Annotated in this window: 22 protein-coding genes and 1 tRNA gene; 4 read left to right on the forward strand and 19 right to left on the reverse strand. The window is 56.7% G+C overall.

Translation table 11 applies throughout. The features are described from left to right. Window positions 1–9 precede the first annotated feature (9 nt). On the forward strand, window positions 10–2100 hold the full coding sequence (locus BG023_RS04875; protein WP_069309459.1) for a RelA/SpoT family protein: 2091 nt from the start codon (window positions 10–12) through the stop codon (window positions 2098–2100). A 9-nt stretch (window positions 2101–2109) separates the two neighbouring features. Here BG023_RS04875 and BG023_RS04880 read toward each other — a convergent pair whose 3' ends face one another. Both BG023_RS04880 and BG023_RS04885 read right to left on the reverse strand, forming a co-directional pair. Further along, a complete protein-coding gene (locus BG023_RS04880; protein ID WP_199797154.1) occupies window positions 2110–2415 on the reverse strand; it encodes a DUF1905 domain-containing protein in 306 nt (101 codons plus the stop codon). Beyond that, window positions 2412–3416 (reverse strand): peptidylprolyl isomerase, encoded by a 1005-nt coding sequence (locus BG023_RS04885; RefSeq protein WP_069309460.1) that lies wholly within the window; start codon window positions 3414–3416, stop codon window positions 2412–2414. The genes BG023_RS04880 and BG023_RS04885 overlap by 4 nt, the downstream gene beginning before the upstream one ends. 227 nt (window positions 3417–3643) lie before the next feature. Between BG023_RS04885 and BG023_RS04890 the strand changes: the two genes are divergently transcribed. Further along, window positions 3644–3734 (forward strand) — tRNA-Ser (locus tag BG023_RS04890). A gap of 305 nt (window positions 3735–4039) precedes the next feature. On the opposite strand, the gene brxL is transcribed toward BG023_RS04890, so the two are convergent. From brxL to BG023_RS04960, 17 genes are all read right to left on the reverse strand, one after another. After that, window positions 4040–6139, reverse strand: a complete 2100-nt coding sequence (gene brxL / locus BG023_RS04895) for a BREX system Lon protease-like protein BrxL (RefSeq protein ID WP_199797155.1) — start codon at window positions 6137–6139, stop codon at window positions 4040–4042. Beyond that, the gene (locus BG023_RS04900) at window positions 6136–8664 is read right to left on the reverse strand and encodes a PglZ domain-containing protein (RefSeq protein ID WP_069309461.1); all 2529 of its coding nucleotides are present in this window, start codon (window positions 8662–8664) and stop codon (window positions 6136–6138) included. The genes brxL and BG023_RS04900 overlap by 4 nt, the downstream gene beginning before the upstream one ends. Beyond that, window positions 8661–9989 carry a hypothetical protein gene (locus BG023_RS14390; protein ID WP_199797156.1) on the reverse strand — a complete coding sequence of 443 codons (1329 nt, stop codon included), beginning with the start codon at window positions 9987–9989 and terminating at the stop codon, window positions 8661–8663. Before BG023_RS14390 ends, BG023_RS04900 begins: the two co-directional genes overlap by 4 nt. Then, window positions 9938–10573: a hypothetical protein gene (locus tag BG023_RS14940; RefSeq protein WP_199797157.1), complete on the reverse strand. Its 636-nt coding sequence runs from the start codon at window positions 10571–10573 to the stop codon at window positions 9938–9940. Before BG023_RS14940 ends, BG023_RS14390 begins: the two co-directional genes overlap by 52 nt. Continuing rightward, window positions 10570–12456, reverse strand: a complete 1887-nt coding sequence (locus BG023_RS04910) for an Eco57I restriction-modification methylase domain-containing protein (RefSeq protein ID WP_069309463.1) — start codon at window positions 12454–12456, stop codon at window positions 10570–10572. The genes BG023_RS14940 and BG023_RS04910 overlap by 4 nt, the downstream gene beginning before the upstream one ends. Before the next feature lie 2 nt (window positions 12457–12458). Continuing rightward, window positions 12459–16085 (reverse strand): BREX system P-loop protein BrxC, encoded by a 3627-nt coding sequence (brxC, locus tag BG023_RS04915; protein WP_069309464.1) that lies wholly within the window; start codon window positions 16083–16085, stop codon window positions 12459–12461. A 30-nt stretch (window positions 16086–16115) separates the two neighbouring features. After that, window positions 16116–16691: a BREX protein BrxB domain-containing protein gene (locus BG023_RS04920; protein ID WP_069309465.1), complete on the reverse strand. Its 576-nt coding sequence runs from the start codon at window positions 16689–16691 to the stop codon at window positions 16116–16118. Beyond that, window positions 16672–17466, reverse strand: coding sequence for a BrxA family protein (locus BG023_RS14395; protein WP_083234542.1), 795 nt, complete (start codon window positions 17464–17466; stop codon window positions 16672–16674). The genes BG023_RS04920 and BG023_RS14395 overlap by 20 nt, the downstream gene beginning before the upstream one ends. Further along, complete coding sequence (locus BG023_RS14400; RefSeq protein ID WP_083234543.1) at window positions 17463–17966, reverse strand: BrxE family protein; 504 nt, start codon at window positions 17964–17966, stop codon at window positions 17463–17465. Before BG023_RS14400 ends, BG023_RS14395 begins: the two co-directional genes overlap by 4 nt. Beyond that, on the reverse strand, window positions 17963–18823 hold the full coding sequence (locus BG023_RS04925) for a WYL domain-containing protein (RefSeq protein ID WP_069311139.1): 861 nt from the start codon (window positions 18821–18823) through the stop codon (window positions 17963–17965). The genes BG023_RS14400 and BG023_RS04925 overlap by 4 nt, the downstream gene beginning before the upstream one ends. A gap of 96 nt (window positions 18824–18919) precedes the next feature. Next, window positions 18920–19321 carry a hypothetical protein gene (locus BG023_RS04930; protein ID WP_069309466.1) on the reverse strand — a complete coding sequence of 134 codons (402 nt, stop codon included), beginning with the start codon at window positions 19319–19321 and terminating at the stop codon, window positions 18920–18922. Then, the gene (locus BG023_RS04935) at window positions 19318–20628 is read right to left on the reverse strand and encodes a recombinase family protein (RefSeq protein WP_069309467.1); all 1311 of its coding nucleotides are present in this window, start codon (window positions 20626–20628) and stop codon (window positions 19318–19320) included. Before BG023_RS04935 ends, BG023_RS04930 begins: the two co-directional genes overlap by 4 nt. Then, the gene (locus BG023_RS14405; RefSeq protein ID WP_083234545.1) at window positions 20625–21074 is read right to left on the reverse strand and encodes a DUF2924 domain-containing protein; all 450 of its coding nucleotides are present in this window, start codon (window positions 21072–21074) and stop codon (window positions 20625–20627) included. The genes BG023_RS04935 and BG023_RS14405 overlap by 4 nt, the downstream gene beginning before the upstream one ends. Before the next feature lie 399 nt (window positions 21075–21473). After that, complete coding sequence (locus BG023_RS04945; RefSeq protein WP_199797158.1) at window positions 21474–22835, reverse strand: deoxyguanosinetriphosphate triphosphohydrolase family protein; 1362 nt, start codon at window positions 22833–22835, stop codon at window positions 21474–21476. An 18-nt stretch (window positions 22836–22853) separates the two neighbouring features. Continuing rightward, window positions 22854–23072: a hypothetical protein gene (locus BG023_RS04950; protein WP_069309469.1), complete on the reverse strand. Its 219-nt coding sequence runs from the start codon at window positions 23070–23072 to the stop codon at window positions 22854–22856. Between the two features lie 342 nt (window positions 23073–23414). Beyond that, a complete protein-coding gene (locus BG023_RS04955; protein ID WP_069309470.1) occupies window positions 23415–23882 on the reverse strand; it encodes a hypothetical protein in 468 nt (155 codons plus the stop codon). Between the two features lie 14 nt (window positions 23883–23896). Beyond that, the gene (locus tag BG023_RS04960) at window positions 23897–24568 is read right to left on the reverse strand and encodes an XRE family transcriptional regulator (protein ID WP_069309471.1); all 672 of its coding nucleotides are present in this window, start codon (window positions 24566–24568) and stop codon (window positions 23897–23899) included. Between the two features lie 97 nt (window positions 24569–24665). Between BG023_RS04960 and BG023_RS04965 the strand changes: the two genes are divergently transcribed. After that, complete coding sequence (locus tag BG023_RS04965; protein ID WP_069309472.1) at window positions 24666–25358, forward strand: hypothetical protein; 693 nt, start codon at window positions 24666–24668, stop codon at window positions 25356–25358. Between the two features lie 263 nt (window positions 25359–25621). After that, window positions 25622–26188, forward strand: a complete 567-nt coding sequence (locus BG023_RS14415) for a sigma factor (RefSeq protein ID WP_083234546.1) — start codon at window positions 25622–25624, stop codon at window positions 26186–26188. The last annotated feature ends 10 nt before the right edge of the window (window positions 26189–26198 follow it).

Below are 26198 nucleotides of genomic sequence, written 5' to 3' on the forward strand. Positions count from 1 at the left end.
TCCATAGACATGCTGCGCCAGTACGAACTCGTTGAGAAGGTCCTCGATTACGACCCTGACGCCGATGAGGCGATGCTCAACCGCGCCTATGTCTATACCGTGCAGAAGCACGGCAGCCAGAAGCGCGCGAGCGGCGACCCCTATTTCTCGCACCCGGTCGAAGTCGCCGGGTTGATGACCGACCTGAAACTCGACCAGGCGACCATCATCACTGCGCTGCTCCACGACACGGTGGAAGACACGCTCGCCACGATCGAGGATATCGAGGCGCATTTCGGCACCGAGGTCGCGCGGCTGGTCGACGGGGTGACTAAGCTCTCCAAGATCGAGGCCATGCCCGAGAACGAGCGTGCGGCGGAGAACCTGCGCAAATTCCTGCTGGCCATGTCGGAAGACATCCGCGTGCTGCTGGTCAAGCTGGCCGACCGCTTGCACAACATGCGCACGCTGCACTTCATCAAGAAGCCCGAAAAGCGCCTGCGCATCGCCCGCGAGACGATGGATATCTACGCCCCGCTCGCCGAGCGGGTGGGCATGTACGAATATATGCACGAGATGCAGGCGCTCGCCTTCCGCGAGCTCGAGCCCGAGGCCTACGCAACGATCTCGGCCCGGCTCGAACAGCTGCGCTCGCAGGATGGCGGGCAGGTCGATGCAATCGCGCTCAACCTCAAGCAGCGCCTTGCCGAGGCGGGCCTCAAGGTCGAGGTCTACGGGCGCGAGAAGCACCCCTATTCGATCTGGCACAAGATGGCCGAACGCCACGTCGGCTTCGAGCAGGTGACCGACATCATGGCCTTCCGCGTCATCACCGAGACCGAGGAGGACTGCTACCGCGCACTGGGTATCCTGCACACCACCTGGCAGTTCCTGCCGGGGCGGTTCAAGGACTATATTTCGACCCCCAAGTCGAACGGCTACCGCTCCTTGCACACCTCGCTGATGTACGAGAAATCGATGCGCGTCGAAGTGCAGATCCGCACCCGCGAGATGCACCGCACCAACGAATTCGGCCTCGCGGCGCATTGGGCCTACAAGCAGGGCGACCGGCCCGATGGCGCGGTGGGCTGGCTGCGCGATCTGATCGAAATCGTCGATGCCAGCCACGATGCCGAAGAGCTGCTCGAACACACCCGCATGGCGATCTATCAGGATCGCATCTTCGCCTTCACCCCCAAGGGCGCACTGTTCCAGCTGCCCAAGGGCGCGACGGCGGTGGACTTCGCCTTCGCGGTGCACACCAATCTGGGGCTTCAGACCGCAGGCGTGAAGATCAACGGGCGGCACATGCCGCTGCGCACCCCGCTGGCGAATGGCGATGTGGTGGAAATCATCAAGAACCCCCACGCGAGCCCGCAGCTGTCATGGTTGTCCTTCGTTGTTACCGGCAAGGCGCGTGCTGCCGTGCGCCGCGCGGTACGGATGAAAGAGCGCGACGAAGTCGCCGCGATCGGCTCCAAGCTGTTCGACGAAATCGCCGCGCGCGTGCCTGCCCGCATCGGCAAGAAGGCGATCCGCGCCGCCGTCGAACGGCTCGGCATGGAGGAGCCTGACGACCTGATGTACGCCATCGGCGCGGCCAAGATCGCCGACCGCGAGGTGATGGAAGCGCTGGTCCCCGGCTGCACCGCGGGGATCGAGGAAGACGAGCACTGGGAACGCCGCGAACGCGCGATCTCGATCCGCGGCCTCACCCCCGGCGTCGCCTTCGAACTCGCGCCCTGTTGCCACCCCGTCCCCGGCGACCGCATCGTCGGCATCCGCCGCAAGGGCGAAACCGTGCTGGTCCACGCGATCGACTGCATGGAGCTGGCGAACGGGGTTGATAGCGACTGGATCGATCTGGCCTGGGGCAACCGTTCCGTCGGCGCGGCGGGGCAGCTGTCGGTGACGATCTACGACCGGCTCGGCACGCTCGCGGAAATGGCGGGCATCTTCGCGCAGAACAAGGCCAACATCATCACCCTGATGCAGGCGCATATCGACCATCCCTTCGTCACCTACGACGTCGAGGTCGAAGTGCAGGATGCAGGTCACCTCAACCGTATCATCTCCGCCCTGCGCGCCAGCGACGCGGTGGCGCAGGCGGAGCGGCAGTAGGAACCGGCGCTATAAAACCTTGAGCGAGACTGCCAGCGGTACTCCCGAAGTCAGTCCCTCGGCGAGCCGGACCGGCTTTTTGATCGGCAGCGTCCACGTGTCCGCCCCGGCGTTCAGCTGCGTCTTCCACTCGCTGCCGCCGATGCGCGCTTCGACCTTCACAGCCCCGAATGCGCGCCTAGCCCCGCTGGCTAGCGTAATCGCAGTGATTTCAGCAGCCGCGGCTGGGGGAAGGGTTACGAACCAAGCCGGGTCGAAGCCCACTTCGATAAATACCGTCTCGATCGACGCCGTGAAGTGGACCTCGCGGCTCACTGCACCCGCCGCACGGGCACGCGGATGTTGCAGATGTCCGCGCCGCCTGCGGGGGTGATGAAGAACGGATCGCGGCGGTTGGCGATGGCGTCGGCGTAGGCCGCGAAGGTCTCGCTTTCGGTCGAGAGATATTCGAACGCTGGTTGCTCGGAAGGCGCAAGGTCGCTCGCCACCCGCACCGTCAGGATCGGCGTGCGCTTGGCGGCTTCATCCTTGGCGTAGAAGCCCAACTCGCCCTTCCCGCGCGGCAGGGAGGAGAGGTGCTCCATCCCCTCGATCACCCGCCCGACCAGCGCGATATTGCGATCGAGATGGCGCGGCGCGTGGCCGATCACGGTATAAAGCTCCGCGCCAGAGCCCGTGTCCGGCGAATAGTTCCGTCCTACGCCGACCATGCCGTAGCAGTGTGTTGGATGCAGCACAGGCGGCTCATTGGCTGGCTTGTAGATGCCGATTGGCCAACCATTGGAAAAAGTGGAGTCACCATAGGCATCTTTGACCCGCGGGCCAGCCAATGGCGGGTCTGTCCGAGTAACCATTTGACGGGTTTGCCGGTTCATACTCGACATCACGCTGTAGCGGGTAAGATAGTCGGATTCGGGCACGACCTTCAGCCTGTCGGGCAGCGGCTTGGGCTTCCCCGTCGCTTCGGGGTTGTCGTAATTGGGATCGCCCCACTGGGTGACGTAATTGTCCTGCACCCGGTTGACCGAGATGTTGTCATACCACTTGGCGCGCGCGAACAGGCGGATGTTGTGGACCCAGCCTTGGCTGAAGGGTGCCGGCATCAGCTGGATCACCACCTGCCGCGGCTTGCCCTCGGCATCGGGCGCAAGGGTCATCACCAAGAGGTCTTCCGCCGGGATTGCCGTCCAGTCCGCCTTGGGCGCGGCAGCGACGATTTCGGACGGGGCAGGGTAGGTCGGCTTGGCCGCCTCCTGAGCAGCGAGCGGTATGGCAAGGGCGAGAGCGGCCGAAGCGGCGAGGAATGCGGTTCTCATGGGGGGGTTGTGGCACACTCACCCCCCAAGCAAAAACCCCTTTCCGCTCGCCCAAGGGCCGGAAAGGGGCTTTCGAGGCAGCGTTCGAAGGGAATGCCATTCCGCGCAGCGCTGGCCGTGACGACTCAAATACCACGATTTGCCATGGCAGCCAACGCGCTCGCCCGACCGCCTTGCGGAAGTGCGGCTGTGCCGCTAGTGCGCCTTTCCTGCCCTATCGGGCATGCGGAGCAGTGGCCGAGTGGTCGAAGGCGCACGCCTGGAAAGTGTGTATACGTCAAAAGCGTATCGAGGGTTCGAATCCCTCCTGCTCCGCCATTTAACCCATTGGAATCATTCTATTCCTTGGGTTTGGCGCAAAAAATCTCGTGTATTTCAAGGGTTATAGGTAGCAACCTCCCCACCGTGCATCTGCGGCGCGGGGGCATTTTTGCTCTCTTGGGCCCGATATTCTCCAAGGCTCTCGACTGAACCGCATTTAGTGGATGATGATAAGGACAGGAAACTAGATATTTTTCTGGCTTGATCCTTTTGGAGTTGGTGATGAGTGACATCAGCGCGGATGTTGCTCATCACCAACCACTGGGTCAGATTTCTTGATACCGAACCTCCCAGAATGAGTTTCAAGCCACGTGAAAGATGTCAACCTTGGTTTCGAGGCACTTACGCAACGTGAGGTCGTTTGCGCCTACTTCAAACCAGCTGCTGGGCTTTTGATAAAAGTCGAGACCCCGCCCGATTTTGATATGCCATCCATTATCGATCCTGATCTCTCGGTCATGTAGGTTGGGGTTCAGGGAAATGTTGAGAACAACGTCGGCCTCGATCAGGCTCTGTTTCAGATCCTCGAGCTTCTCGGAAATGTCTGCCAGCTGAGTGCTGTCATCATAACTGCTGATCAAGTTGATGGTCTTGATCGATCCAGGTTTCAGGCAAGTCTCACAAAATCTAACGAAATTTTGGATCTGATGCTGCATCCGGATGTAGGGGTCTTCGATTGTGACCTCCTTCGCTCCTTGCAGGTATGGCCCCATGATCGTCTCATAGCTATGGCCACTATCACCATAGAGAATAGTGAAGTGCTGCTCCTTAAGCCGGTTGATCGATTGGTCCGGCCGTGGGGGCGCACTTTCATCTGACGATGCAGAGATAGGCTGTAAGGGAGGAGCGTCGTGAGCCCTAATAGGCTCGTCGCCGCTCGGTGTGGTAATTGCCACATTGCCCTTATCCAGCTGCCGTCGAGCCGGCTGCTGGGTGGCCAATGCATCTTTCGACTCAGGGCAAAAAACAACGACCTCCGTGCCGTCGGCGGTCACATAGGAGAGGTTGATCCGAGCGAATTCGTCGTCCGGCTTCCGCTTGTTCATCTGCTCCTTGACACGGCGGCGGCACTCGACGGCATATTCGACATATTCTGCGAAATCTTGCTCACTAGCGGCGCCATCAGGGTGAAGGATTTTCAGAAACGCTGCGACGGTTTTCTTGATCCCTTTCTCGTCCCGACCCTCAATGTCCTTGCCTAGCCGAATTTGGCGGCTGACTTCCTCATAACGGTTGGTGTGCTTAAACTGATAATGAAAAGCCTCAGCGAGATAATCAGTGATGAAGCCATATCTCGAGGTCAGAAACTCACTACTGTTTTTCGGCATCTCCCAACCCGGGATATATGCCGCAAAGCGATCCATGACTGCCAAATCCAGCTCTGGAGGCAGGGGCTGAAACAGATCATACTCTGTCGAGTGGACCACCTGAGAGACGGAAAGGTCGATGTTGCCGACAAAGCTCAAGCTCGCATCTGCAATCACCTCTGCTCCCCTCGAGAAGCGACCATTCGCCATGAAGTCTTTCATGATTTGAATGGTGTCTGGATCGCGAACCTTGATGCCGCCAACCTCGTCAAATGCGACTGTATCCCAATATCCTACCAGGCCAACTTTCCGACGCGCGTTGTTGTAAAAAAGCGTGGCCTTGGTCGCCTGTCCGCCAGATATCAAAGTGGCATAAGGCGAGAATTCACTGAAGAAATATGACTTCCCAGTGCCTCGCGGGCCAAGTTCAATGTAATTATAATTGGGTTCCACAAGTGATGCTAGGCGGGCGACGAAGTGGAACTTCACTCGCTGCGAGAGCTTGGATGGCTCAAGACCCACAGACCGCATAATCGCATCCAACCATTGATCCCGCGAGAAGGACTTCCGACCTTCAGCGTATTGCTCGAAGTCGAACCTCGAAAGCTGAATTGGACGCAGATCTTCTATGTAGAATGCGTAGTTATCCTCATCAACTTCGTTATGGGCTAGAGTCACTTCAGCCCAAATACCGCCCTCCAGAAGGCGGTCGTTGTCTCTGTAGAACTTCTCGCCAACTGCTATCCGTTGAGAATTGAAGTTCTCGAGAGAAGCCCAATGTCGCTTCTCCTTTTCTACAAACCGGACATGGACCTTATCAATAAACCGGTGCTTCCCTTTTGTCGCCACTTTGGACTGCGCGGCATTGGCCTCATCAGGTCTGACATAATTATCTTGCAGTGTCGCAAGGACGGCTTCCATGCCGGCATCAATCTCCGCCTGGTCGTCACTGGCGCAGAAACGGGCGAGGAGGAATTCCAACACGAACGTAGGAACGTTGGTCCCTTTTTTGATCCGATGCAGAAGATCCTTTCGGACAACCTTACCGTCAAATGCGGCAATCAGCTGCCTGTCGAGTTCATCCAATTGGCTCATACCGTGTAGTCCGTTTCCAAGGTGATGGCGCAGAAGCTAGCCAGCGTTGTGGGATTGAGCGCTTTGACGGTGAACTTTCCTTCGAAGTCAGCATCCATCCTCAAAGCGATCTGCTTGCTCTGCCCCGGCATTAAAGAAAGCGTCCGCGTGGCAGGATTTAGGTCACCGCCTGGCCTCGGCTCCCCGATCACATTGCCTTTAATATCCTGAGCTTCAATCAGCACTTCCATCATAGTGTCTTGAGAGAACATATCGTCGGACGTTAATTTAATATCGATCACAGGTACGCGCGTTGTGATCCGCTTTGCTCCGTTCTTATATGAAATCTCGACTGTCACCTTGCCTGAAGCTATCTGATCATCGTCATCAAGGCGCATCAGCAGGACAGGAACGACAGCTTCGGCGAGCGAGGCTCCCCCATGGAAGTAGAGATGCCCCGATCGATAGGGCGCCATACTGCGGGGCATAGCAACCTGAGAGAAGTCACCCCTGATCCCAAGTTTTTCAGCAGCAACAACAGCATTATGAGCGTCTGCGTTTCCATCCCCCAGCATCAAGCGGTCATGGGCGTTTATGACCCAGTTACCTTGTGGCTTCATGGAGACATCGCCTGCTCCTGCCTGGGCATTCAGGAAAAACCCATGATCGGTAACTATGACTGCCTCTTTGAAGCCCATTCCTCGAAGCTTGTGGAGGGCGACCCTAATCGTTTTTAACGTTGAAGGGATAAGCCCCAGAGTGGTCTCCGGATTGCTCTCGAGCTGACTGTCAATCTCCGTGGACCGTAAAACGAGAAGATCCGTCGTCTCAGAAATTCTGGGCCTGCCGCGGACAAATTCGTTAAGCGGCATCTCTTGAAAACGGTCGCCAAACCTCTTTCTGAGCACATCCATGCGCTGGGCGACATTGCCTACGCGAACGTCACCCAGCTTCGGGACCATCGCGTCAGCTTCGAGAGCCAGGGATAAGTCGGCTCGGGCTCCTGGCAAAAGACTGGCCATGCCCACGAGTGTAATCGAGGGCAGTTGAGCGTAAGCAGCTTGCAACTCAACCGGACCATCCTCAGAAAGCATTTTTTCGAGCGCCACGCCCAGTTCATATCGCAAGGCGTCGATCATAAGATATGCTACACGGCGCCCGCTTTCCTTTAGACGGTCAGCTAAGAGGCGGTCGAAGACGTCAGCGTTCGACAAGCGCCCCTGTGGCGGCCATCCAGCGGTTTCAACGTGCTTGACGAAGACGTTTTGCACTTTTTCGGCGAGTCGGCGATAACGCCCTCGTGCCTGATCAATAACAACTTCCATCAACCCATGTGTGTCAAGGAAGTCTCCGACGGCCTGTTCAAATTCTCGCTGCAACCGGTCCGCTTCGCGCAAACTCCCCAAATAAAAATCCAAGAGGTCTGACTGTGAACGAGCGTGATCTGGAAGCTGACGCTCGAAGTCATCGCAAGCTTCAATGAGGCTCAGGCCTGCACGTATAAGCTCCCACTGAGCTAGGCTTTCGCCCTTTCCCAACCATACAGAATTCTTGTTTCGGGCCAGCATCCTTCGGGTTGCATCGGTATCGTTGGCAGTGATGCCATTGATCGCGGCATCGAGGAACGTTCGCTCCTCGAATGGAAACGTGTCGCGCTCACCAAGGTCATCGATCATGCTGCATTGCGCGGGAAGGTCTAGCTCCGTCTCGATGGTTTCTGCGCGCTCGATGTAAGTATTCCGGATGTTAGCATCGCCTCGGAGCCTGTTGCAGACATCTTCTATAACAGGCCTCGCCTCAGGCGATGCATGAGGAACGCCTTTAAGAGATTCCGGCAGGACGCCGGGAAGGTCGAAAACGAATTCGCTGAACAGAACGAAACGCCAAAGCTCGTCAGCAAGCGAAGTCCATGTCTTGCCACGCGTTTTGACCGACATGCCTAGTGTCGATTGGACAAATTCTCGTGCTTCATCGGACCAACCATCCTGAGCCTTTAATGCTTCGTTCTGCGAGCTGGTTGGCGCTAACAAAGCGGTCAGAATTTCCCTCGCAGAGTCGACTTTCAGCACGGAGCGCAATTGAGGCCAGCTCGCGCCGCCGCCGATCGCATCGATTACCGAAAAGGCAGGGCCAGCAGCCGTACCCGCGAACACACGACGCACTTCGGTAGCGTGATCCGGTTTGGCGCGAAGGCAAAGGCTCAGATAGTCATCACCATCATCATGCGGGAAAACAGCTCCGCCCTCCGCATAAATAGCGAAAGGATCTACTTGCTTTTCCTCATCCGTCAGCGGAGGCTTTGTTGGAACATAGACCAAAACCTCATCAAAAGATCTTTGCGGCCGCCCGATCTCGCGCAATGCCAGAATGGCGGCCAAGCGACTTTCGATGCTACTGTCGGATGCGTCGACGAAGCGAGTACGATCGTCAGCCATGCCAGCGCAAATTTGCTGATAACGCCGGGCGGGGTCGTAAACGACCAGGCAACCGGCACTCGACAGACGCGGCTTTAGAACATCGTCCCTGATGAAAGCGGTAATGCTCATTCTGCGCCCTTTTTAAGCTTACCAGACTTTGGCGATCTTGGTTCAGGCTCAATGTAAAGCACCTCCAGGTCGTGCGCGATGGCTAATGACTTGTCGCTCTTGCACTTTTCACGAACCCGGTCTGGCCAATACGCCATTGCCAGGCGCGCCCAATCGTATTCTCCCTTTTCCAGCTTGGCCCAGGTGTCCTTCAGGATCCTCTGCCACGGCTTGTGGTGGAACAGCTGCCATAGCGGGGCGGCGGTAATTTGGACGCCGTCGTTATGGTTCGGGCGGTAGGCCGGCGCGATCTGCAGCAGAGTGTCGCGCAGCTCGATCAGTTCCAGCTCAAGCGCCTGAAGCGTCTCAAGCGACTTTTCGTCGTCGCGTGAGCGGGCGGCACCCTTGTTGCGTAGCGCGTCCGCTTCACGATTAACCTGCTTCAGCTTCGGTTCCACAAAGTCGTTGACGGCACTGTAGAGTGTTTGGCTGGATATGCTCGGGTAATAGAGCCATAGCGTGTAGCTGCCCGAACTGGTTGATAGCGGCCAATAGATCGGGGCCTTGCGGCGGCTCTTGCTGTACTGCTTCAGGTGCAGGGGGAAGAAGTCGCGCTGCAGCCAGCGGCGGACTTCCCTGGGAACCTCGGCCTCGACGCCGGTAAGGACTTCTTCGATCAGCCGTGGCAGATCATGTGGGTGCCCTTGGTCGTCCACCAGGATGCCAATGTGTGCATGGAACGGTGCAGCGCCATCAGGCAGCATGCCGGGGCTTTTGGCGGGGAGCGGATCGAATGGGTCCGGCTCGGGTGGAGCTTCGCGCTCGCCTGTCGCAAGGCGCCAATCGAAGCGACCGCACGCAACGCCGACGGCCCAGCTAAGCAGGCCATCGGTCTGATCAATCACCTCAGGCGCATCATCGTCTTCGCTATCGTCTGTAACCTCAGATTTATCATCTGAACCATCATCCGCTGAACCGATTGGTCCTAGCGCGGCAAGCCGATCCTGGACGCTGAACCCGTAGAGGTCGAAAGCAATCTCGTCGATCTCAATCTGAATTTCGTCAAGTTTGGCTTCGATAAGTGAAGGATCGTAATCTCCAAGGCGCACCCGAATGGCAGACGGTAAACAAAAGGCGTGCGACGTTTCCTCGATGGTGTCGAGCGCGCGCTTATTGGACCATCCCGTCCGTGCAAGGCGCTCCAGCCGCTGAGCGGCAGAACTGTCGGGCAAAGCTAGAGGCATCTTCTTCAATATGCCCACTAAGAACTCTGGATAACCAAAGCGCCCCAGTGTTATCTTAAATATATAGTCAAAAGCGGTGCTATTGAACAACGCCAGGGACACGATTTGGTCACCATCAGGAAAGTATGCGAGGTAACCTCTCTGCGAAAAAAGGCAGTTGCTGGCAAGCGCCTGCGGGGCGAATTTTTTTGCTCGTGATGGCCAAGTGAGCCCTGGCTTCCTAAAGTATTTATCTGCGGTGTCAGCCAGCATCCATACGTTTGACCTGATCCCCCCCTTTCATTCAGATTATTTTTGATCTCGGCTCCCTCCGCTCCCCAATTCACAACAAGAAAGACATCCGCGTAGAACGGCGAGAACTTTCCTCCCTTTGCAAAGCCTGGCCACTTGTCATTGTTTGCCGATACTTCCCACCAAGCTCTGACGAAACGGAAATCATCTGCAGTTGCAAGGCCCTGCCTCACTACTCGACCATCGCGCTCAAAAGGCTGAAAGTTCTCAAACGTACTGCGAACTTGGTCGCTTACCCAGTAAGCAAACGGGGTTCCTGGAACGGCACGGAATGAGTCGGTATCCACATTAAACGCTCGATTGTCGTCAGCGCCAGACTTAAGCGAAAAGCAAACTGAAAGAAGGGCACTCGACTTCTCTTCATCAGCCAGGAGGCGAAAAAATTCAGTCATCATTGCTTCTCCAGGACATAGGCGGCGGCTTCGACCATGGCGTCATCCATGACGCCTAGACCCAAATCAGCAACAACCACGGGGCGTGCAACACCCAAGACAATTTCTTCGCGCCACTTCTGGAAACTCGAGAGGAAGAAGCAAGTTCGCGAAGTAATCGCACCGATTTTTGCGCCCTTTCGCATTAGCTCCAGCCCGCGTTCAACGAAGACGGCAAGGAGGTCATTCTTACTTCGCGGAAACGCCTTTGCTAAGGCGGCCTTAGTGCTTATCGCTAGCTCGCCAAACGGAGGATTCATAACGACCACATCAAACACCTCTCGGCAGTGGTCGATCATCCTCAGCCCCTGCAACGCATCCTCGGCGAACAGCCGCCCCTGATAGGTGGATCGCGCCGCACGTGCATAATCTGTCAATGCTTCACGAAGCCGCTCCTCGGCCTTCTGCCACTGCGCCATGTCTTCGGTGCGGAACAAGTTTCCATGCTCGCCAAAGACCTTGCGGATCAGTGCCGGCAGCTCCTTTTCGACCTCAAGCAGCACTCCAAGTTCAGGCAAGCCCTTGAGCATGAACAGCGTCTGTTCGAAAAGCTCCGCATCCAGGGGATCAAGTTCCGCCATGAACCGTTTGCGCAAGTCCACTTCGGCCGGTGGCGCGACAGCGGCTACAACTTGGCCCTGGCCCACTTGCGGCCGGTCCTTCGCCTTCACGCCCGCGTCATGCCAGGCCCGCTGTGCCCGCAGCCACAGCGCCAGTGAGGCGATCTGCGCCGCGCGTGGATCGATATCGACGCCGTAGATGTTGTGCTCAATGATCAGCCTCGGCACGTCGCGCAGAAAAGCATCGTGGTCGGCGTAAGTGTCAGCGAGCGACTTCAGATCAGGACTGCCGCCGGTTTCCCGGTCGAGTCCATCTGGACCATGGGCCTGCTCCCAATCCCAAGTCTCGCGATAGATCTCCTGAAACAAGTCGAAGGCATAGAGCCCGAAATGCATCGACCCACAGGCGGGATCGATCAGCTTGATCGTGCGAGGGTCACGCAGCCGCTCAGCCATCTCGGGCTGCTCGTCCGGCTTTACCAGCAGATATTGGCAGCGGTCTCGCAGTGCGGTTTGCCCACCCGTCCAGTTAAACCAGAGCCTGCCCAGCGTGTTGTCAACCAGGAATTCCACCACATAGCGCGGCGTGAAGAACTGGTTTCGGACTGCCAGTTCGCGGCTGTTGCGCGGCGCCTGGGAGGCATCGCGCATCGCTTTGCGCTCTTCCTTGGAATTGAAGTACTGATAAATCCAGCCGATGGTCTCATCCTCGGCCCACAGCGGATCAATCTCACCGTGGTTGATCTGACCCAGCACCTGCATCAGCGCTGCCTCACGCGGGAATAAGCGGCCCTGTGGTGAGTATCGGTCAAACAGGCCAGGCAAATCTCGGGAAAGTTCGTCGAAGACGCTCTGCAGATAGACCCGATAGGCGTCGCCTGTTTCGCCAAGGCCAGCCCCTGCTAGCCTGGCGTAAAGCTGGAAGCCTTTAGCCTGAAAACCATCACCCACGGATTCAATCAGCAGGCCGCGCGCCTCGGCCATCCGAAGTGCGGCCAGGCGATTGAGCACGGTAAAGGCCTGCTCGCGCACAATGCGGTCCAGGCCGGATCGAGCATCGGTGCCCGGACTGGCGCAATAGTGAGCCAAGGTATAGCGCATGATGCGCGCAGTTTCGCGTTGCTGATCGTTAATGTGCCGGAGGTTCTCGATCGGGGTGACGTTCCCCGAAGCCGGGTCCATCCCGTAATCGTTCTGCAGTTGGCGAGTGAACTCCTCTTCCAAAATTCGGCGCGTGTCAGTGACGAAGCGCTGCAGTCTGTTACGTGTGGCCTGATCGAACGCCATCGTCAGACATCCCCGCTTAGCGTGAATGACACATCGAGGTCATCATACAGAGCGATTTGCATTTTGAGATCACTTAGGGCTGCAATCAGCGCATCCAATTGGGCAGGAGATGTTATCTTGCTCGGCACCGGAACAGAGCGAGACATCGTTCTGGGTTCTCGAACTCCGCCCGTCTCTGTTTCCCCTTTAATATCTTGGAGGCGGCGTTCCTCATATTGGCGGATGATTGAGCGCTTCAGCTCTTCCACCGTCGTGCTGATCTCGTAATCTCTGGCCAAAAGCTTCCTCAGTCCAGCCAGATCCTCCGCCGCGGAAAGGCCCAGCGCCTCTAACTGTGCAAGCGTGTTGCTGCGCTCTTCTTGCGTTAGGCCTGCCCATTGGGGCAGCCGCTGAAGGTCTTCCGCCCCATCCTTTAGGCGCACCTTCTGTTGATCGGAGAGGGAGCTAACGGCTTCTCGCACACGAGCTTTGACATGCGTGAGGAGCGAATTGAGATCAGCGGCATGCTTGAAAAAGTCATCCTTCTGGAGCCGCTCGTTCAGCATCGTCAGATCATCATTAAGCTCCTTGCGAAGCCCACCAGGTGCACCGGTGCTGGGAAGGTCTTCAATATCGCGGCGGTGGGCTTGAAGCTCGCGTACCGTGATGTCGAGACCGTTATCAAGCGCCCGCTTGACCTCAAGCGCCCACTTCAAATTTTCGTATATTGCGGACTCTTCTGCCCCAAGGCGCTGAGGCGCATCCGAAGCATCGGTGAAAAGAACGTCGGCTATGTCTTGGTTCATGGTCCGAACGCGTTCGCTGCCGGCGAGGCCTAACCCACTCAACTTCTCTGACAATGACCCATAGTCGTTCTGAAACCTTGGAAAATACTTCGCCGCAGCTCTGCTGATTTCCTGCTCAAGGGGAATGACAATGTCACCGACAAGCTCGGTCAAGCGCTCTGCAGCTCGACCAAGGGTTTCGTTGGAAGGACGCTCTTCTCTGAGTGACACACCGATCGGCTTGAAGGAGTTATTGGTTTTCAGGGCATCAATTGCTTGCTGCCCTGCTGCGGTAACCTCTCTCCCTGAAACCTTGAGCTTTATCTCGCCGGCCATTAGCATTGCTGCTAGTATGTAGCGGGTCGTGTCTGGTGACCAACCAAAGGGATCGCTGCTGAAGTGGTCCAGCAACCGCTTTCCATCGACTACACCGCTTTTATCAATGTAGTCGCGAATGCTGATCATAGCCTTGTGATCAGTCCGGAAGCCTGCGCGCCCACCAGCGGACTGCACGAGCCCGAGTGGATCCAGGCTGCTACTTATAGCCGTCGGGTTAGCTACCTTGAGAAATTTTTCAGCAGTATCAGTCGCGACTCTCTCGGGCGCTTCGGCATAGCGATCGAAGACTTGCCCTGCCACGTCGGCCAAAAGCTTCTTTGAAGCTTCGAGGAGATCAACGTTGAAAGTTGAGACCGCCGTGGCCTGCCCCCTAAAGATGAAGGAGCCGCCCTGCAGCGTTTGCTTGATCTTGCTTTTCAGCTCGGCGGCGAGCTTGGCGGCTCTATCGAGTTGAGCCGCGCAATAGTCCCTGATTTCCTGATCAGGTTCGTTGCGATGAAGCTCTGCGATCCTTTGACTGCGGTAGATTTCATTCGCGAAATCGTCGAGATCGGGGTTGCTGCGGGCGAGGAGCCCAATGACGTTCTTACCCGTGCGGCTCCGGGAATCATCAAGCATCCGGTTGCGAGCGGCATCATGGTCTGAGCCGGTGGCCAGCTCGACTATCATTTGAATTGGGTTCTGCTCACCGGCCAAGCTCGTGGCAGCTCCACCAGATTGGATCTTGAGCCCCGAAGCGACCGCCAATGTGCCGTGCAGGTTTGTCCTTGGCAAAGGGTCGAATGTATCTCGCAGGGCATCGTTGAATGCGCGTCGAACATCGACTGAACGTAATGCCAGGCCTCCACGTTCCTGTTCAATGTCACGAAGCTTCTCGCTCAAGAATACGAGATACCCGTCCTTTTCCCCGAGCGGCACGAGGACATCCTTGAGCATTTCATCAACGGCGTTCCGCACCTTATCAAGTTCCGAAGTTGCGGTGATCGAGGACTGCATCAAGCTCGCAACATTCTCCACCGTGATGGGGAGATTGCTAAGTATCTGGAGCACTGCAATGGTTTTCGCGACATCCTGATGTCGCTGAGTATCTGGGAACCGAACCAGGACTTTGCCTACCGCCTGGTGGATCGAGGGGAATGCGCGTCTAATATCCTTTTCGAGCTCGTTGTAGAGCGTAACCGTCGTCGCTAGCCAGCCAACAGGCTGGTCAGCCATAGCGGTAACCCCGTCCTCCCCCTTGAGAACATCCTGAACCACTTTGATGGCCGAACGCAGCCCGATGCCCCCTGTCGATTTAGCAAGCGCCCCAAGTAGGTGCAGAAGGATATCAAAATGTGCCGGTAGGAATGGATAGAGGTTTATGAAGGTTTCACGGCTGAAGTCGGCACTGTAGTATTTTGCGTCTTGCAGCTTCGTATTATGCCTAAGTGCCTGCCCATAAGTATCAAAGAGTTTTCCGAGAGTGTCCTCGCCTGAGGGCGATTTGCTAAGCAGCCGTCGATAGCAGATTTCCTTGATATCGCTTGACTCAAGATCAATTTGGATCGGGAAACGATCCTTGAGCTTGTAGAGTTTGTCTGAGTTGAGTGTGGCTCGCGGGTCATCTTCGGTCAGTGTTTGCTGGGCAGTAGAGATGATCCAAACCTTGCCATCTCCGAGGCGTTTCAGGTTCTTCGCCAGGCCGTCCAGGTTGAGGATCAGGTTGTCGCGCGAGGCCACGTACTGACCAACTTCGTCGACAATAAAAATGATATTTTCTTTTCCGCTCTTTTCGCGGACGATGTCTATCATCTCCTCGACGCGCTGACCCTCAAATTGGAAGAACCCATCCGTGTTCGACGAGAATGACTTGGCATCTGGAAAGTGGTTCGGGTACATCTCATGAGCAATCTTCGGGACCAGTCCGTCGATTGCCAACGGCATGTTTTGCACACGGCTCCAAGTTGCGCCAGGTAAAGCCTCTGCGATCCGCTGGTGCAACTCATCCGTGCGGCCGTCCTTCTCGATCATCCGCTCGAGAGCAGCGACCTTGAGGTTTTGTGAGTACCCAGCCCACTGCAGGACTTTGAAATAGAGAACCGTGGATACCTCTTCCATGGTGGCACCAGCTAACATGTCGCTGGCTAGGTCGAGCAAAACCACCGCCGCTGGGAATCGCTGCGCGACGGTGCTGAGGAGGGCCTTCGTTTGGGGTTTATGCAGCCGATCCTGCAGATGCTTGAGAAAGGGTGTTCCGTCGATGGTGCACTGGTCATCGAATGCGAGGCCCAGGTACTTGGTGAACGAGCTTTTGCCCGAGCCATAAAAGCCGGAGACCCAAACACCGACTTCGTTCTCACCGCCGGCCTCCATTGCGAGTTGCATCCGATCTAGTAGCTTGCGGAATTGCTCCTCGATGCTTTCCGTCACAACATATTCGGAAATTTCGGCTTTCAGCCGGTCCTCTTGGGCAGCACCATAAGTGATGACCTTTTCGATCGTCCTGAAAATATCCTTAGATGGATCAAACAATTCGCGAATGTTCACCGCTTAGTCCCTTTGCCTGTTCTCAGCTTCTCAACCGCCGACATGGACGGAACGATAGTTTCCATCCTCGGGATAAAAGCCGAGGAATTTTAGCCGGGTTTTGCCTGTCCTTACGCCAGGATACAGAAACACCGTCGGTACGTGAAATTGCCCTTGAAGCTGGCTCTCGATAGCTCCAATCCGCAGAAATGGATGGAGCGCCTCTAAGTCTGTAACGAGCAGCAGAGCGTTCGACTTGCCTTCGAGAGACAGGAGCTCATCTTCCAGCCGCTTGAGGAGCCCTCCGCTGGCCGTGATTAGGCCAGCTAAGGATTTATTCGTTCGCTCCCAATCGAGAGGTGAAGCTTTATCCTGCGTCACGCAAAGCTCCCAGAAGGGGTCCTTTTGCAGCAAGTCCCAGATTTGCTCTGCTACCGAAAAGCAATGAACGTCCCAGCCTTCTTGGTGCAGCTTCGCCACCCAGGCAGGCGTTTGACGCTTTACCTCAAGGATATGGTCTGGAGAAAAAATCAGATAGTAGATCGGCTCGAAGCTGGCATGACCGAGCTCGCGGCCATGGCGAATGCGCTCACGCAACTCGTCAAAGTCAGCCCTGAGTGAGGACATCGCAAAGCTCCTGCATGTTTGATTGTTTCCAGCTTATGCGGACAACATCGCCTGCAACCTGGACAATGAGGTGCCCTTTCAGGGACAGCCTTTTAAGCTCATCGAGCACATCATCTTTAGCCAGCCCGAACAACTGCCAGTCAGGATGTGATAAAAGGGCATTATCGCCAACGCCTGCGAGATGCAGGTCATAGGCCAGGTATGCAGATGCGACCGATGAGATTCTCAATGGGTGGATGCGGCGTGCCGAGCGCGAGCCTCCGGAGAGCAAGCCATAGTCGGCACAACAACCTGTGAGATAGGCTGATATGCGTCTGACGGTTGATTCTGACCAACGTATGCTTGTTTTGCCATCATCAATCGCTCGTTCCACAAAGGCTCTGGCATCGTCGTTGGTGATGTCTGCATATCCTCCTGCATACCGAGGCCAAAACACAGTGCGTATGAAATCTCCCAAAATTGGGTTCGCGCGAGCCGTATAAATCAGCATGATTTGGGCTAAATCCGCCGCTGGAATGCTACCGGACAGCTGCTTCAAACACTGTGCAGGAGCGCCATTCGAAATAAGGTAACGTGGGGCAAAGCACTCTGAAACAATATTTCGCAGACGCCGAGCGGTGACATTGGGGAAGCGCCCTGAAGTCAGTGCAAGTTGATGCAACTGAGAGGCGGTCATGCCTGCCACCCAGAGATCTAAAAGCTCTTTGGTCTCGTCAACCAGGCCAAGGCCGGCCTGCAGTTGGGTTGTGTAAAGGGGCCCCTCTGTCACGATCACCTCACCAGGTAGGGGAAAGATTGAGTGTTTGACTTGAACGATGCGCTGTAAACCGCCGCCAGGTCACCAAGATGATCATTGAGATCCGCAATGTTTCCTGTCGATACAGGACCAACACCCGCCTTTGGCATTGCTCCCGACATGCTTTCTAAGACGCTCAGCGCATTTTCCGCGTCTCCATAAAGGGTTGCAGGTGATAGCGCGTCACCATCCTCTTGCATTAAGTCATGAAGATCTTGCTCAATTTCCTCCGGTAGGCGGAAGAGATGGTATGTACCGACGCTTAGGTGCTCATCGTGCAGACGACGTGCGGCTTCAGTAACTCCGTGATATTGGGCGAGGCCCTGCGATTTTGAAAAAATCGGTTCAAGGAACAGTCGGCCGGATGCTTCATAAAATGACGTAGGCCACCATCCAAACTGAGATCGCTCGCCCAGAAAACCTACCAGGATTCTGAGTTTCAAGACTGATGAGAGTGACGATTTTGTTTTGTAACTCATACCATCAACCCTTGTACTGAATTCGCATTAAGTAGAATAATCTGCTGATCCTGCGGTTTTCGGGCTGAAGGGTCGGTATCGAGCCCCAGCCGCTTTAGCGCATAGTAGAGCAGCGCTCTGCGGACCGGGATCGTCACGCTCCCATTTTCCATCCCATAATCCAGCTCAATCACCCTCTTCTGGTTAGCGCTGAGATCTGGATGAGGTCCGACCTCAAGCTCCACAACCTCATCCCAAGCCGCGTCTGATATTGCCTGCTGCTTGGCGGCTCGTGTTTGACGCGTCTCAAGGATCCGAGAGATTACGAAATCGCGGTACTCACCGCTCTTCTCGCAGAAGGATCGGGCATGCCAGCGAAAGCCATCGAACGCTAATGCATGAGGCGCTATCCATCGCCACTCTGGATCTGGCGCTGACATTGACTGGTACAGAACTTCGATCGCCTCATGCCGCCTGATGGCGATGACGATCGATCGCAGTACGACAGGGTCAACCCCCCGCGCCGGTGCGGGCGTGGAGTCGAAGGACGATAGGTTGCCGATCCATGCGTCCTCAGGAGTAATTACCCCTTCTGCAATCGAACGGACCTGAGAAAGGTATTGGGTGGCATCGAGCTTCAGAAACAGAGGCTTGAACGCAGGAGAACGGACATAGGTTTTACCACTCTTGTCATAGACCATGTTGTCTGGAGCGAGGGCAATGTAACGGTTGAGATCGCCTGAGGCTTGGTTGGGCGACACTCCGAATTTGTCGATCAGATCACTGCGGTTGACGTGCCCTTCCCAGAACAAGCGAAATTCGATGAATTGGAGCTTCTGCTCCACTCCCCATCGTAAACTTGGCTTGCTGTCGTCCACGGACACCCCCGAATCACTTTTCGGAACCTTCCAAAAAGTGTGCATGACATTTCTAGTTGAGATTCACCTGGGCAGGCAAGCGCGGACTGATCCCTTTCAGCTGCCCATCGGTTCCGACGAAAAATGCCGCCGCTGAGCTCCCCATTCTAAGGGGAATGGGGCGGCTAGAACGGTCAGATCAATCCCGTCCCCTTGGCGCCCCTCAAGGATCGCATCGATGATGTCGGGGGCAAGCAGGGTCATGCGCATCACGCGCGTGAGATAGCTCATCCCGATCTTTTCCTTCTCTGCGAGTTCAGTGATCGAGGCATATGAGCCCTCCTCAAGCATCCGCTTCCAGCGGAATGCTCGTGCCAGAGCCTTGAGCACGGTGTTGTCAGGCCGAGGCCGTTTCAGCTCCGAAGCTGGGGGAAGGATCATTTCCTTGCGTCCGCCGCGCTTGGTCAGTTTGAATGGTACGAAGACGGAGACAATTTTGGGTTCTTGGGTCGCCTTCATGCAGCCGCCTCCAGGGCGGGTGCACACAACTCTCGGGCCAGGGCACCAATGCCCTCGGTACGAAGCCGGACATCAAGGCCTTCGCTGCCGACTATGACTTTATCGACGATGATTTGAACAATCCGGGCCTGCTCGGCGGGAAATAGCTCATCCCACATCGGGTCCAGATCTCTCAGAGCCTGTCTCGCTTGGGCCTCGGTCAACGTCGGTGTGCTCCGCGTGGCCATCTTCCAAGCGCCAATGATGACTTCAGGCTGACGGAATGCTGCCCGCAGTTGATCGACAACGGCGGCTTCGACCTCCGCAGCCGGAACCCTGCCGACATCACACGCTCCCGCACCGTTCCGAAGCAAGGTCTGGCTAATATAGTAGCGGTAGAGCTTTCCGTTCTTCAGTGTGTGCGTCGGAGAGAATGCCGCTCCATCTTGCCCCCAGATTAGCCCCTTCAGCATGGCGGGCGTGTTAGCGCGCGTGCGTCCGCCTCGAACCCGAGGGCTCTCCTTCAGGATAGAATGAACGGCATCCCAGAGCTCGGTGCTGATGATTGCCTCATGCTCGCCGGGGTACCGGTTCCCTTTGTGGACCACGTCGCCGATGTAGATTCGGTTGTTGAGCACGCGATACAGGAACCCCTTGGTGATGCGTTTGCCGTGGCGGGTCGTGATCCCTCGCTCCGCGAGCTCCCGCAGCAGATGCGTGCCCGAGCCAATCTCCCGGAACCGCTCGAAGATGTATTGGATCTTGGCGGCGCCAGACTTGTTGATCACAAGCTTGCGAGCTTTCACGTCATAGCCAAGCGGCGGCACCCCGCCCATGTACATGCCCTTAGCGCGGCTAGCGCGGAACTTGTCGCGGATGCGCTCGGCGGTGACCTCGCGCTCAAATTGAGCGAAGGACAGAAGAACGTTGAGCGTGAGGCGGCCCATGCTGGTCGTCGTATTGAACGACTGGGTGACCGATACAAACGTCACGTTGTTGCGCTCGAACACCTCGACCAGCTTGGCGAAGTCCATCAGTGAGCGTGACAGGCGGTCGATCTTGTAGACCACGACCACGTCGACCAGCCCGTCCTCAATGTCGGAGAGAAGGCGCTGGATCGCTGGGCGGTCGAGAGTGCCGCCAGAGATGCCGCCATCGTCATACTGATCGCGCACCTGGACCCAGCCTTCGGATCGCTGGCTGGCAATATAGGCCTCACAGGCCTCACGCTGGGCGTCGAGCGAGTTGAACTCTTGTTCGAGACCCTCTTCGGACGATTTGCGCGTATAGATCGCGCAGCGAAGCTTGCGGGTGATCTCGCTGCTCATGCTGCCCTCCGCTTGTTCTTGAGGCCGAAGAAGACCCAGCCGTTCCAGCGTGAGCCGGTTATGGCGCGGGCAATGGCCGAAAGTGACTGGTAAGGACGACCTTGCCACTCAAAGCCATTGAGCGTGACCGTCACAGTGTGCTCGACGCCCTGCCATTCACGGACCAGACGCGTGCCTGCGATTGGTTTCAGGTCAGCTCGAATACTACGGACGGCGACGTTGCCGCCATCCAGTTGCTCGCCAAGGTCTTGAAGCCGTTTCACCGTCTCAGGTTTCAGGCCGCCATAAGCGAGCTCTTGGACGCGATAGGCCAGTCGGCTTTCCAGATAGCGCCTGTTAAATGGCGGCGGTTCGCTAGCGTAGATATCTCGCCATTGTTTCTTGAGATCGCCGATTGTGGCCGCTTTGATGGCGGCCAATCGAGCCAGCACGGGGTCGTGTTTCATTGTGCGTTTCTCCAGTGAGTTGGAGCCGCACTACCGCTCTGTTCGGAGGTGAAGTGTAGCGGAAAACCTTCTTTTTCGTCATATAGTTCGGGGAAATTGCGCCTGTGCAGGCGTGCCAGGCCCAAAGCCAGAATGGCGCACAATTCGTTACGCCGCTGTGCCGGCGTCATACTGTCGGGCGGGATCGGGTTTGGGCGCCATTGGGCTTCCAGGCGGCAGGGCCGATCATCTCGGTCTGCAGCTTCTGGCATATAAGTGTCAGGGGCTTTGGCCATTTGAGTTTAGTCCGTGATGGGGTCTGAACTCTCCTACTGAGCCTGCTTCTGGATTGTCCCACTGACTGCTTGAGATAGATTTGAGGAACGAAATTTCCACATCACCAGGGTTACCCGTGTACGATCAGCGGACGATGGGATCCAGGATTAAGCCACTCTCGCTGCCAGTCAGGCGGCTGTGAAGTTGGTATGCTTCATTTTCCGTAAGTGAGGCCACGCAATCTGCGGCTAGCCGAGCTTTCTTATCTGCGTGGTTGTCTTCCCAGATGTATCTTAGGCGTGCAGGGAACAGCTTAAAGTTACCCTGCTTCCCCTCGGCCAGAAAGATTTGGAATAGGTCGCGCACGATCTTTTTCTGACCGTATTGCTGCGCGTGGAGAGCGGGGAGCCCAATGACATAATGTCGCGCGAAGTGCTTAAGGAGCCTGACCTCGTCTGCAGCATCTGGTTGAATTGAAACTGCTGGCCCATCGACGTCTTTAGTCAATGTGATCGCGCGGACGTAGTTGCCGATCAATTGGGACGTGAAATTGCGAAGCTGCCTACGTTGTTCGCGCGAACCGTCATAGGCCTCTTTGGTGACACTAGGGAAGATGGTCACCTTTCGTTTAACGCGACCCAGTGCCTCTGAAAGGCGGCGGGGCGCATCTGCAGGATAGCGGGGGTCTTTTTTCCAGGAGTTCAAAGCGCCTTGGACAATGCCATCTAGAGCCTCGTCGGAGACGATCTCGCTCCACGGGATCATCCCAACGCGGTGGAAATCCTCTAGATCGTGGACCGAGTAGGCGATGTCGTCGGCCCAATCCATGAGTTCGGCTTCGGCCGTCTTATATTCGCCCTTGCAGTGCTCACGTGCCCATAGGAAATCGCGCTCCTCGGACGCGTAAGCCGACCACTTGGATTTCTTCTCGTCCTTTCCATGGTCACGAATCCAGGGGTATTTCAGGGTAGCGGCCAACGTTGCGCGAGTGAGATCCAGGCCTGGATTGTCCCGGCTGTAACGAACCGCAAGTTTGGTCAGAATTCGGAATGTCTGCGCATTGCCCTCGTAGCCATCATCAGCTGCATCTTCCTTGCAACCGCCTACGATTGATGGATCGCGTACAATCCGGTCCAACTCGGTCTCTGCCGCGTGTCCGAAAGGCGGGTGCCCCAAGTCATGCGCAAGGCACGCGGCCTCCACGACTTCAGGGTGAAGGCCATGCTGTGCCGCCTCGATGGGCTGCTCTCTTATGCGATGTTCGGCCAGGCGTCTGCCAATTTGCGCAACCTTGTAGGTGTGTTGCTGCCTAGTGTGGAAGACGTCCAGCTCACCGGCACGGACGATTTGAGTGATGCCTGCCAGACGGTGAAATGCCGATGAGTAAAGTATTCGATCTCGATCGCGCTCAAATGCGCCGCGCTGGTCCTGACCTGAGGCTGCCTCATCGCTGTAACAACGGCTAACCCGTGCCGCATCCAGCGACGGTATCCCCCCAACAGTCACTAAGTCACCTCTCGTGGATCAGGCGGCGTGCGCGTACTCGCGCACGAGGGACACTACCATGCCGTCGCTGTTGAGCGAGATTTTCCCACGCTCGATTGCGCGCTGAAGCGCCTCAATGACGCTGGCCATGTCGTAGTCTCGCTTGAGCGCGTCAATCAGCACTTGCGGATCAACGCCATTTGCCGACTCGTCAATGACGGCTAGAATCTCAGTGTCTTGAGGGTCTCTATCGGCCATGAGCGTTCTCCACCTGATTGGACCTCTCCGAACTCGCGCGAATCCGTCATTTTTAATGAACGCATATACGCAAGGTCAGCGCCAACGATCGCCAGCTGAGGCTTAATTTCCCAAAAGCGGCTGACTTGTCAAATCGGGCGCCGGTGACCATCTCGTTCGGCGCCCCGTTTTTCGCCCGCGGAGGCACGCCACGGCGTGGCGCATTGTTTTCCAGCTGCGGCTCCATGAAATATTTTTTGCGCCGTTCAGGTGCCCTCGCAGGAACCACCAGGGGCATTCAGAGTGACGGCCCTGCGATGCTTGGTGGGCGATAGAGGGTGCAGCCTCATCCCAAAGCATATTTCAGGCAATCCCACGACGCGCAATCGATGCCAATACCTTGCGATTGATAGAATGCCGCGTTGCGAGCTGCTTGGCGGTGAGGTCTCGTTTGCGGCCCGTGTCCTGCTGAAAGCGATATTCCCACTCATTGATAATGCCCTGCCGGTGAAAGAATACTGCTGCATCGGGCCCGATGCTTTTGTTCGGATTGCGCTTGATCCGCTTGATAGATGCGAAGATCAAATCCGAACGGAAGCCGAGAAACTTTTTCACACAGACATTGCCTACGTCGACCGTATTCCCCGTTATCGCATTCGTGATGGTGCAAAGGTCGATAATAGGAAAGTGCCCGCAGAGGCAGGTTTCAGGCTCGTCGGCTTGGCTGATACCGACAAGCTTCCATTCTTTACGCGCGACTTCCCACTCCTGCGCCCTGCTCAGGGGTAAGATTCCAGCCTTGAGCTGCGTTAAGTTGTATCCGTCACTCATTGCCCCTCCATCGATTAAAACATCTCCCGGCCATACCAACGTATGCGCCCGACAATGTTCACCTCGTCAGCCAGGCAATCGTAGGGTGGGTAGCGGGTGTTGTCAGAAATGATCTGCACGCGCGGCGGGTCGCTCATCGGCACATGCTCGAGCCGCTTGGCAACCAGCCCAAGGCCATCATGTAGAACGAAAATGCCAGGCGGTTGGGGTATCTTCTGCGACATGTCGACCAGTACGGTATCACCGTCGACAAGAGTGGGCAGCATGCTGTCCCCTTCCACCTGCATGACCCGCAGCATTGATGGCGCGGCCTTAAGGCGATCTTTGATCCAGGCGCGGCGGAAATGGAAATCGCGACCAGGCTTCCCTTCCTCCTCAAGAATCGATCCGCCGCCCATGGAGGGACGGGCATTAACGTAAGCAATCCCGATGAAGTCGGACTCCGCCCCTTCATCCAGCGGCGTCTCGCCCTGAACGTCACCCTGGCCATGGAGCAACCATTCGACATCGACCTTCACGACAGCAGCAATACTCTTGAGCCGCTCCAGATTGGGCGTCTGCGAGCGGCCACGGATGATGTCGTACAAGAACGACCGGTTCACACCCGCCAGTGAGGCAACGTCGGCGACGTTCATGCCTAGCTGGCGAATGCGTGCGCGAAGGCGCTCCTGCAGAGTTGTCGACATATCTATCCTCAGAAATTTGGGTTGTGTGGATAGAACAGGATTGCTGCCGTCCTGTCAAGCTGATATGAGAACATTACCGGAACAAAGGGAATCGGCAATGGGTCGGATCAAGAAGGATTATCACGAACTCGACGAACTCATTGCCCGCTGGAATCTCTCTGAGTCAGATCTGCGTTATGTGGTCGAGAACGGTAAGCTGCCCCTGTCCGTCCGCATTTACGCCCAGCCCATGGAGCTTGGCTCTTACGAGGCTGAGGACTGGGGCCAGATGCCGGTACCCTATCATCAGGGCACATTCGATGGCGTGGCAGACTTGCTGCGGTTCGATATATATCGCCTGTTTCTGGAGGGCGAAGTTATGGCCAGCGAGTTCTCTTTGCCGAATGGCGACTATGCTAGCCTGTTGAACCCAGCGGAGGCCCGTTCAATCAAGCGCGCTAATCTCGTGGTGCGCGAGGATGCTCGCCTTGAATTTGAACAGGCAGTTCTGGGAACCCTCAGCCAGGTAGAACCAGAAAAGCCTGACTTCCGTCGATTTTCCTATGCGGGCCGGATCTGGAATTTCACGGAAATGCAGGCCCGCGGCATGCTGTTCTTGTTCGAGGCGGCCAAGAGCGGTGATCCCGAACAACACTTCCGCAAGATCCTCGACGCTGCCCATTCTGGCTCAGACAAGATTGCCCATCTCTACTCAAGCCGGCGCGACTGGACGAAGGTGATCCTGAAGGCAAAAGGAAGGCTTGGCTGGTACTTTATGGAGCCAAGCCTGGTCGTCGCCATGTCGCGCTGATCGACCGCCTGCCATTTATCACCCCGAAAACGAGCCCGCCCTGAGCGGGCTTTTTCGTGTCTGGGCTTTGCTCGATTCGATCGCGCGGAAACGGTCTCTGGTGGGAGATCGGTCGGGATTAGGTTGGCGGACGGTTGGTAAAGGTTGGTGCACACCTCACAGCGCCCGCAAACCCACGCACCAGTGAGAGACTTAGGTTGGTGCATCTGCCAACCACTTCTGTGACGACCACCAACCATATCTCGCTTTAGTCCAGTTTCAGGATGACGAAACAGGACGAACCCATGACCCCTCACACGCTCGACACGCTTCAACGTGAAGCCCAAAGCGCCGCCCGCCGCTTGGCCCGGAGCCTGAACCTATGCCGCGAGGCTGAAGCCGATATCTGCCAGGATCTGCTGGCCGATCTTCTTTCCCGGCTCCACCGCTTTGATCCGGATCGCGGCACTCTTGGTGCTTTTGCCGGTCGCATTGTCGCCAACCAGGCCAGCTGCATTGCCAAGCAGATCCTGCGCGAGCGGCGTATGATGCCCTGCTCGCTCGATCATGACGATGGCTGCCCACTTCAGCGCGATCAAATCGCCGAAGACCAGAGCCTGAGCGCGGTCTTTGCTCTGCCTGCTGATGCTCGCCGGGCAATTGAACATCGGCTGGATCTCGCACGCTGCGGAACCCGCCTCACAGATGCCGAAACCGCCTTGTGCGGTTGGCTGGCTGAACATCCGGTCACTGAGCTTGTCCGCATGGGCCTAGGCAGCCGCAGCGGCCTTTACCGCCGAATTACCGAACTGCGCGCGCTGTTTGCCGCCAGCGGTCTGGCGAGTGCCTGAGACACTTTCC

Origin of the sequence: Porphyrobacter sp. LM 6, assembly GCF_001720465.1 — a bacterium.
GTDB lineage: Bacteria > Pseudomonadota > Alphaproteobacteria > Sphingomonadales > Sphingomonadaceae > Erythrobacter.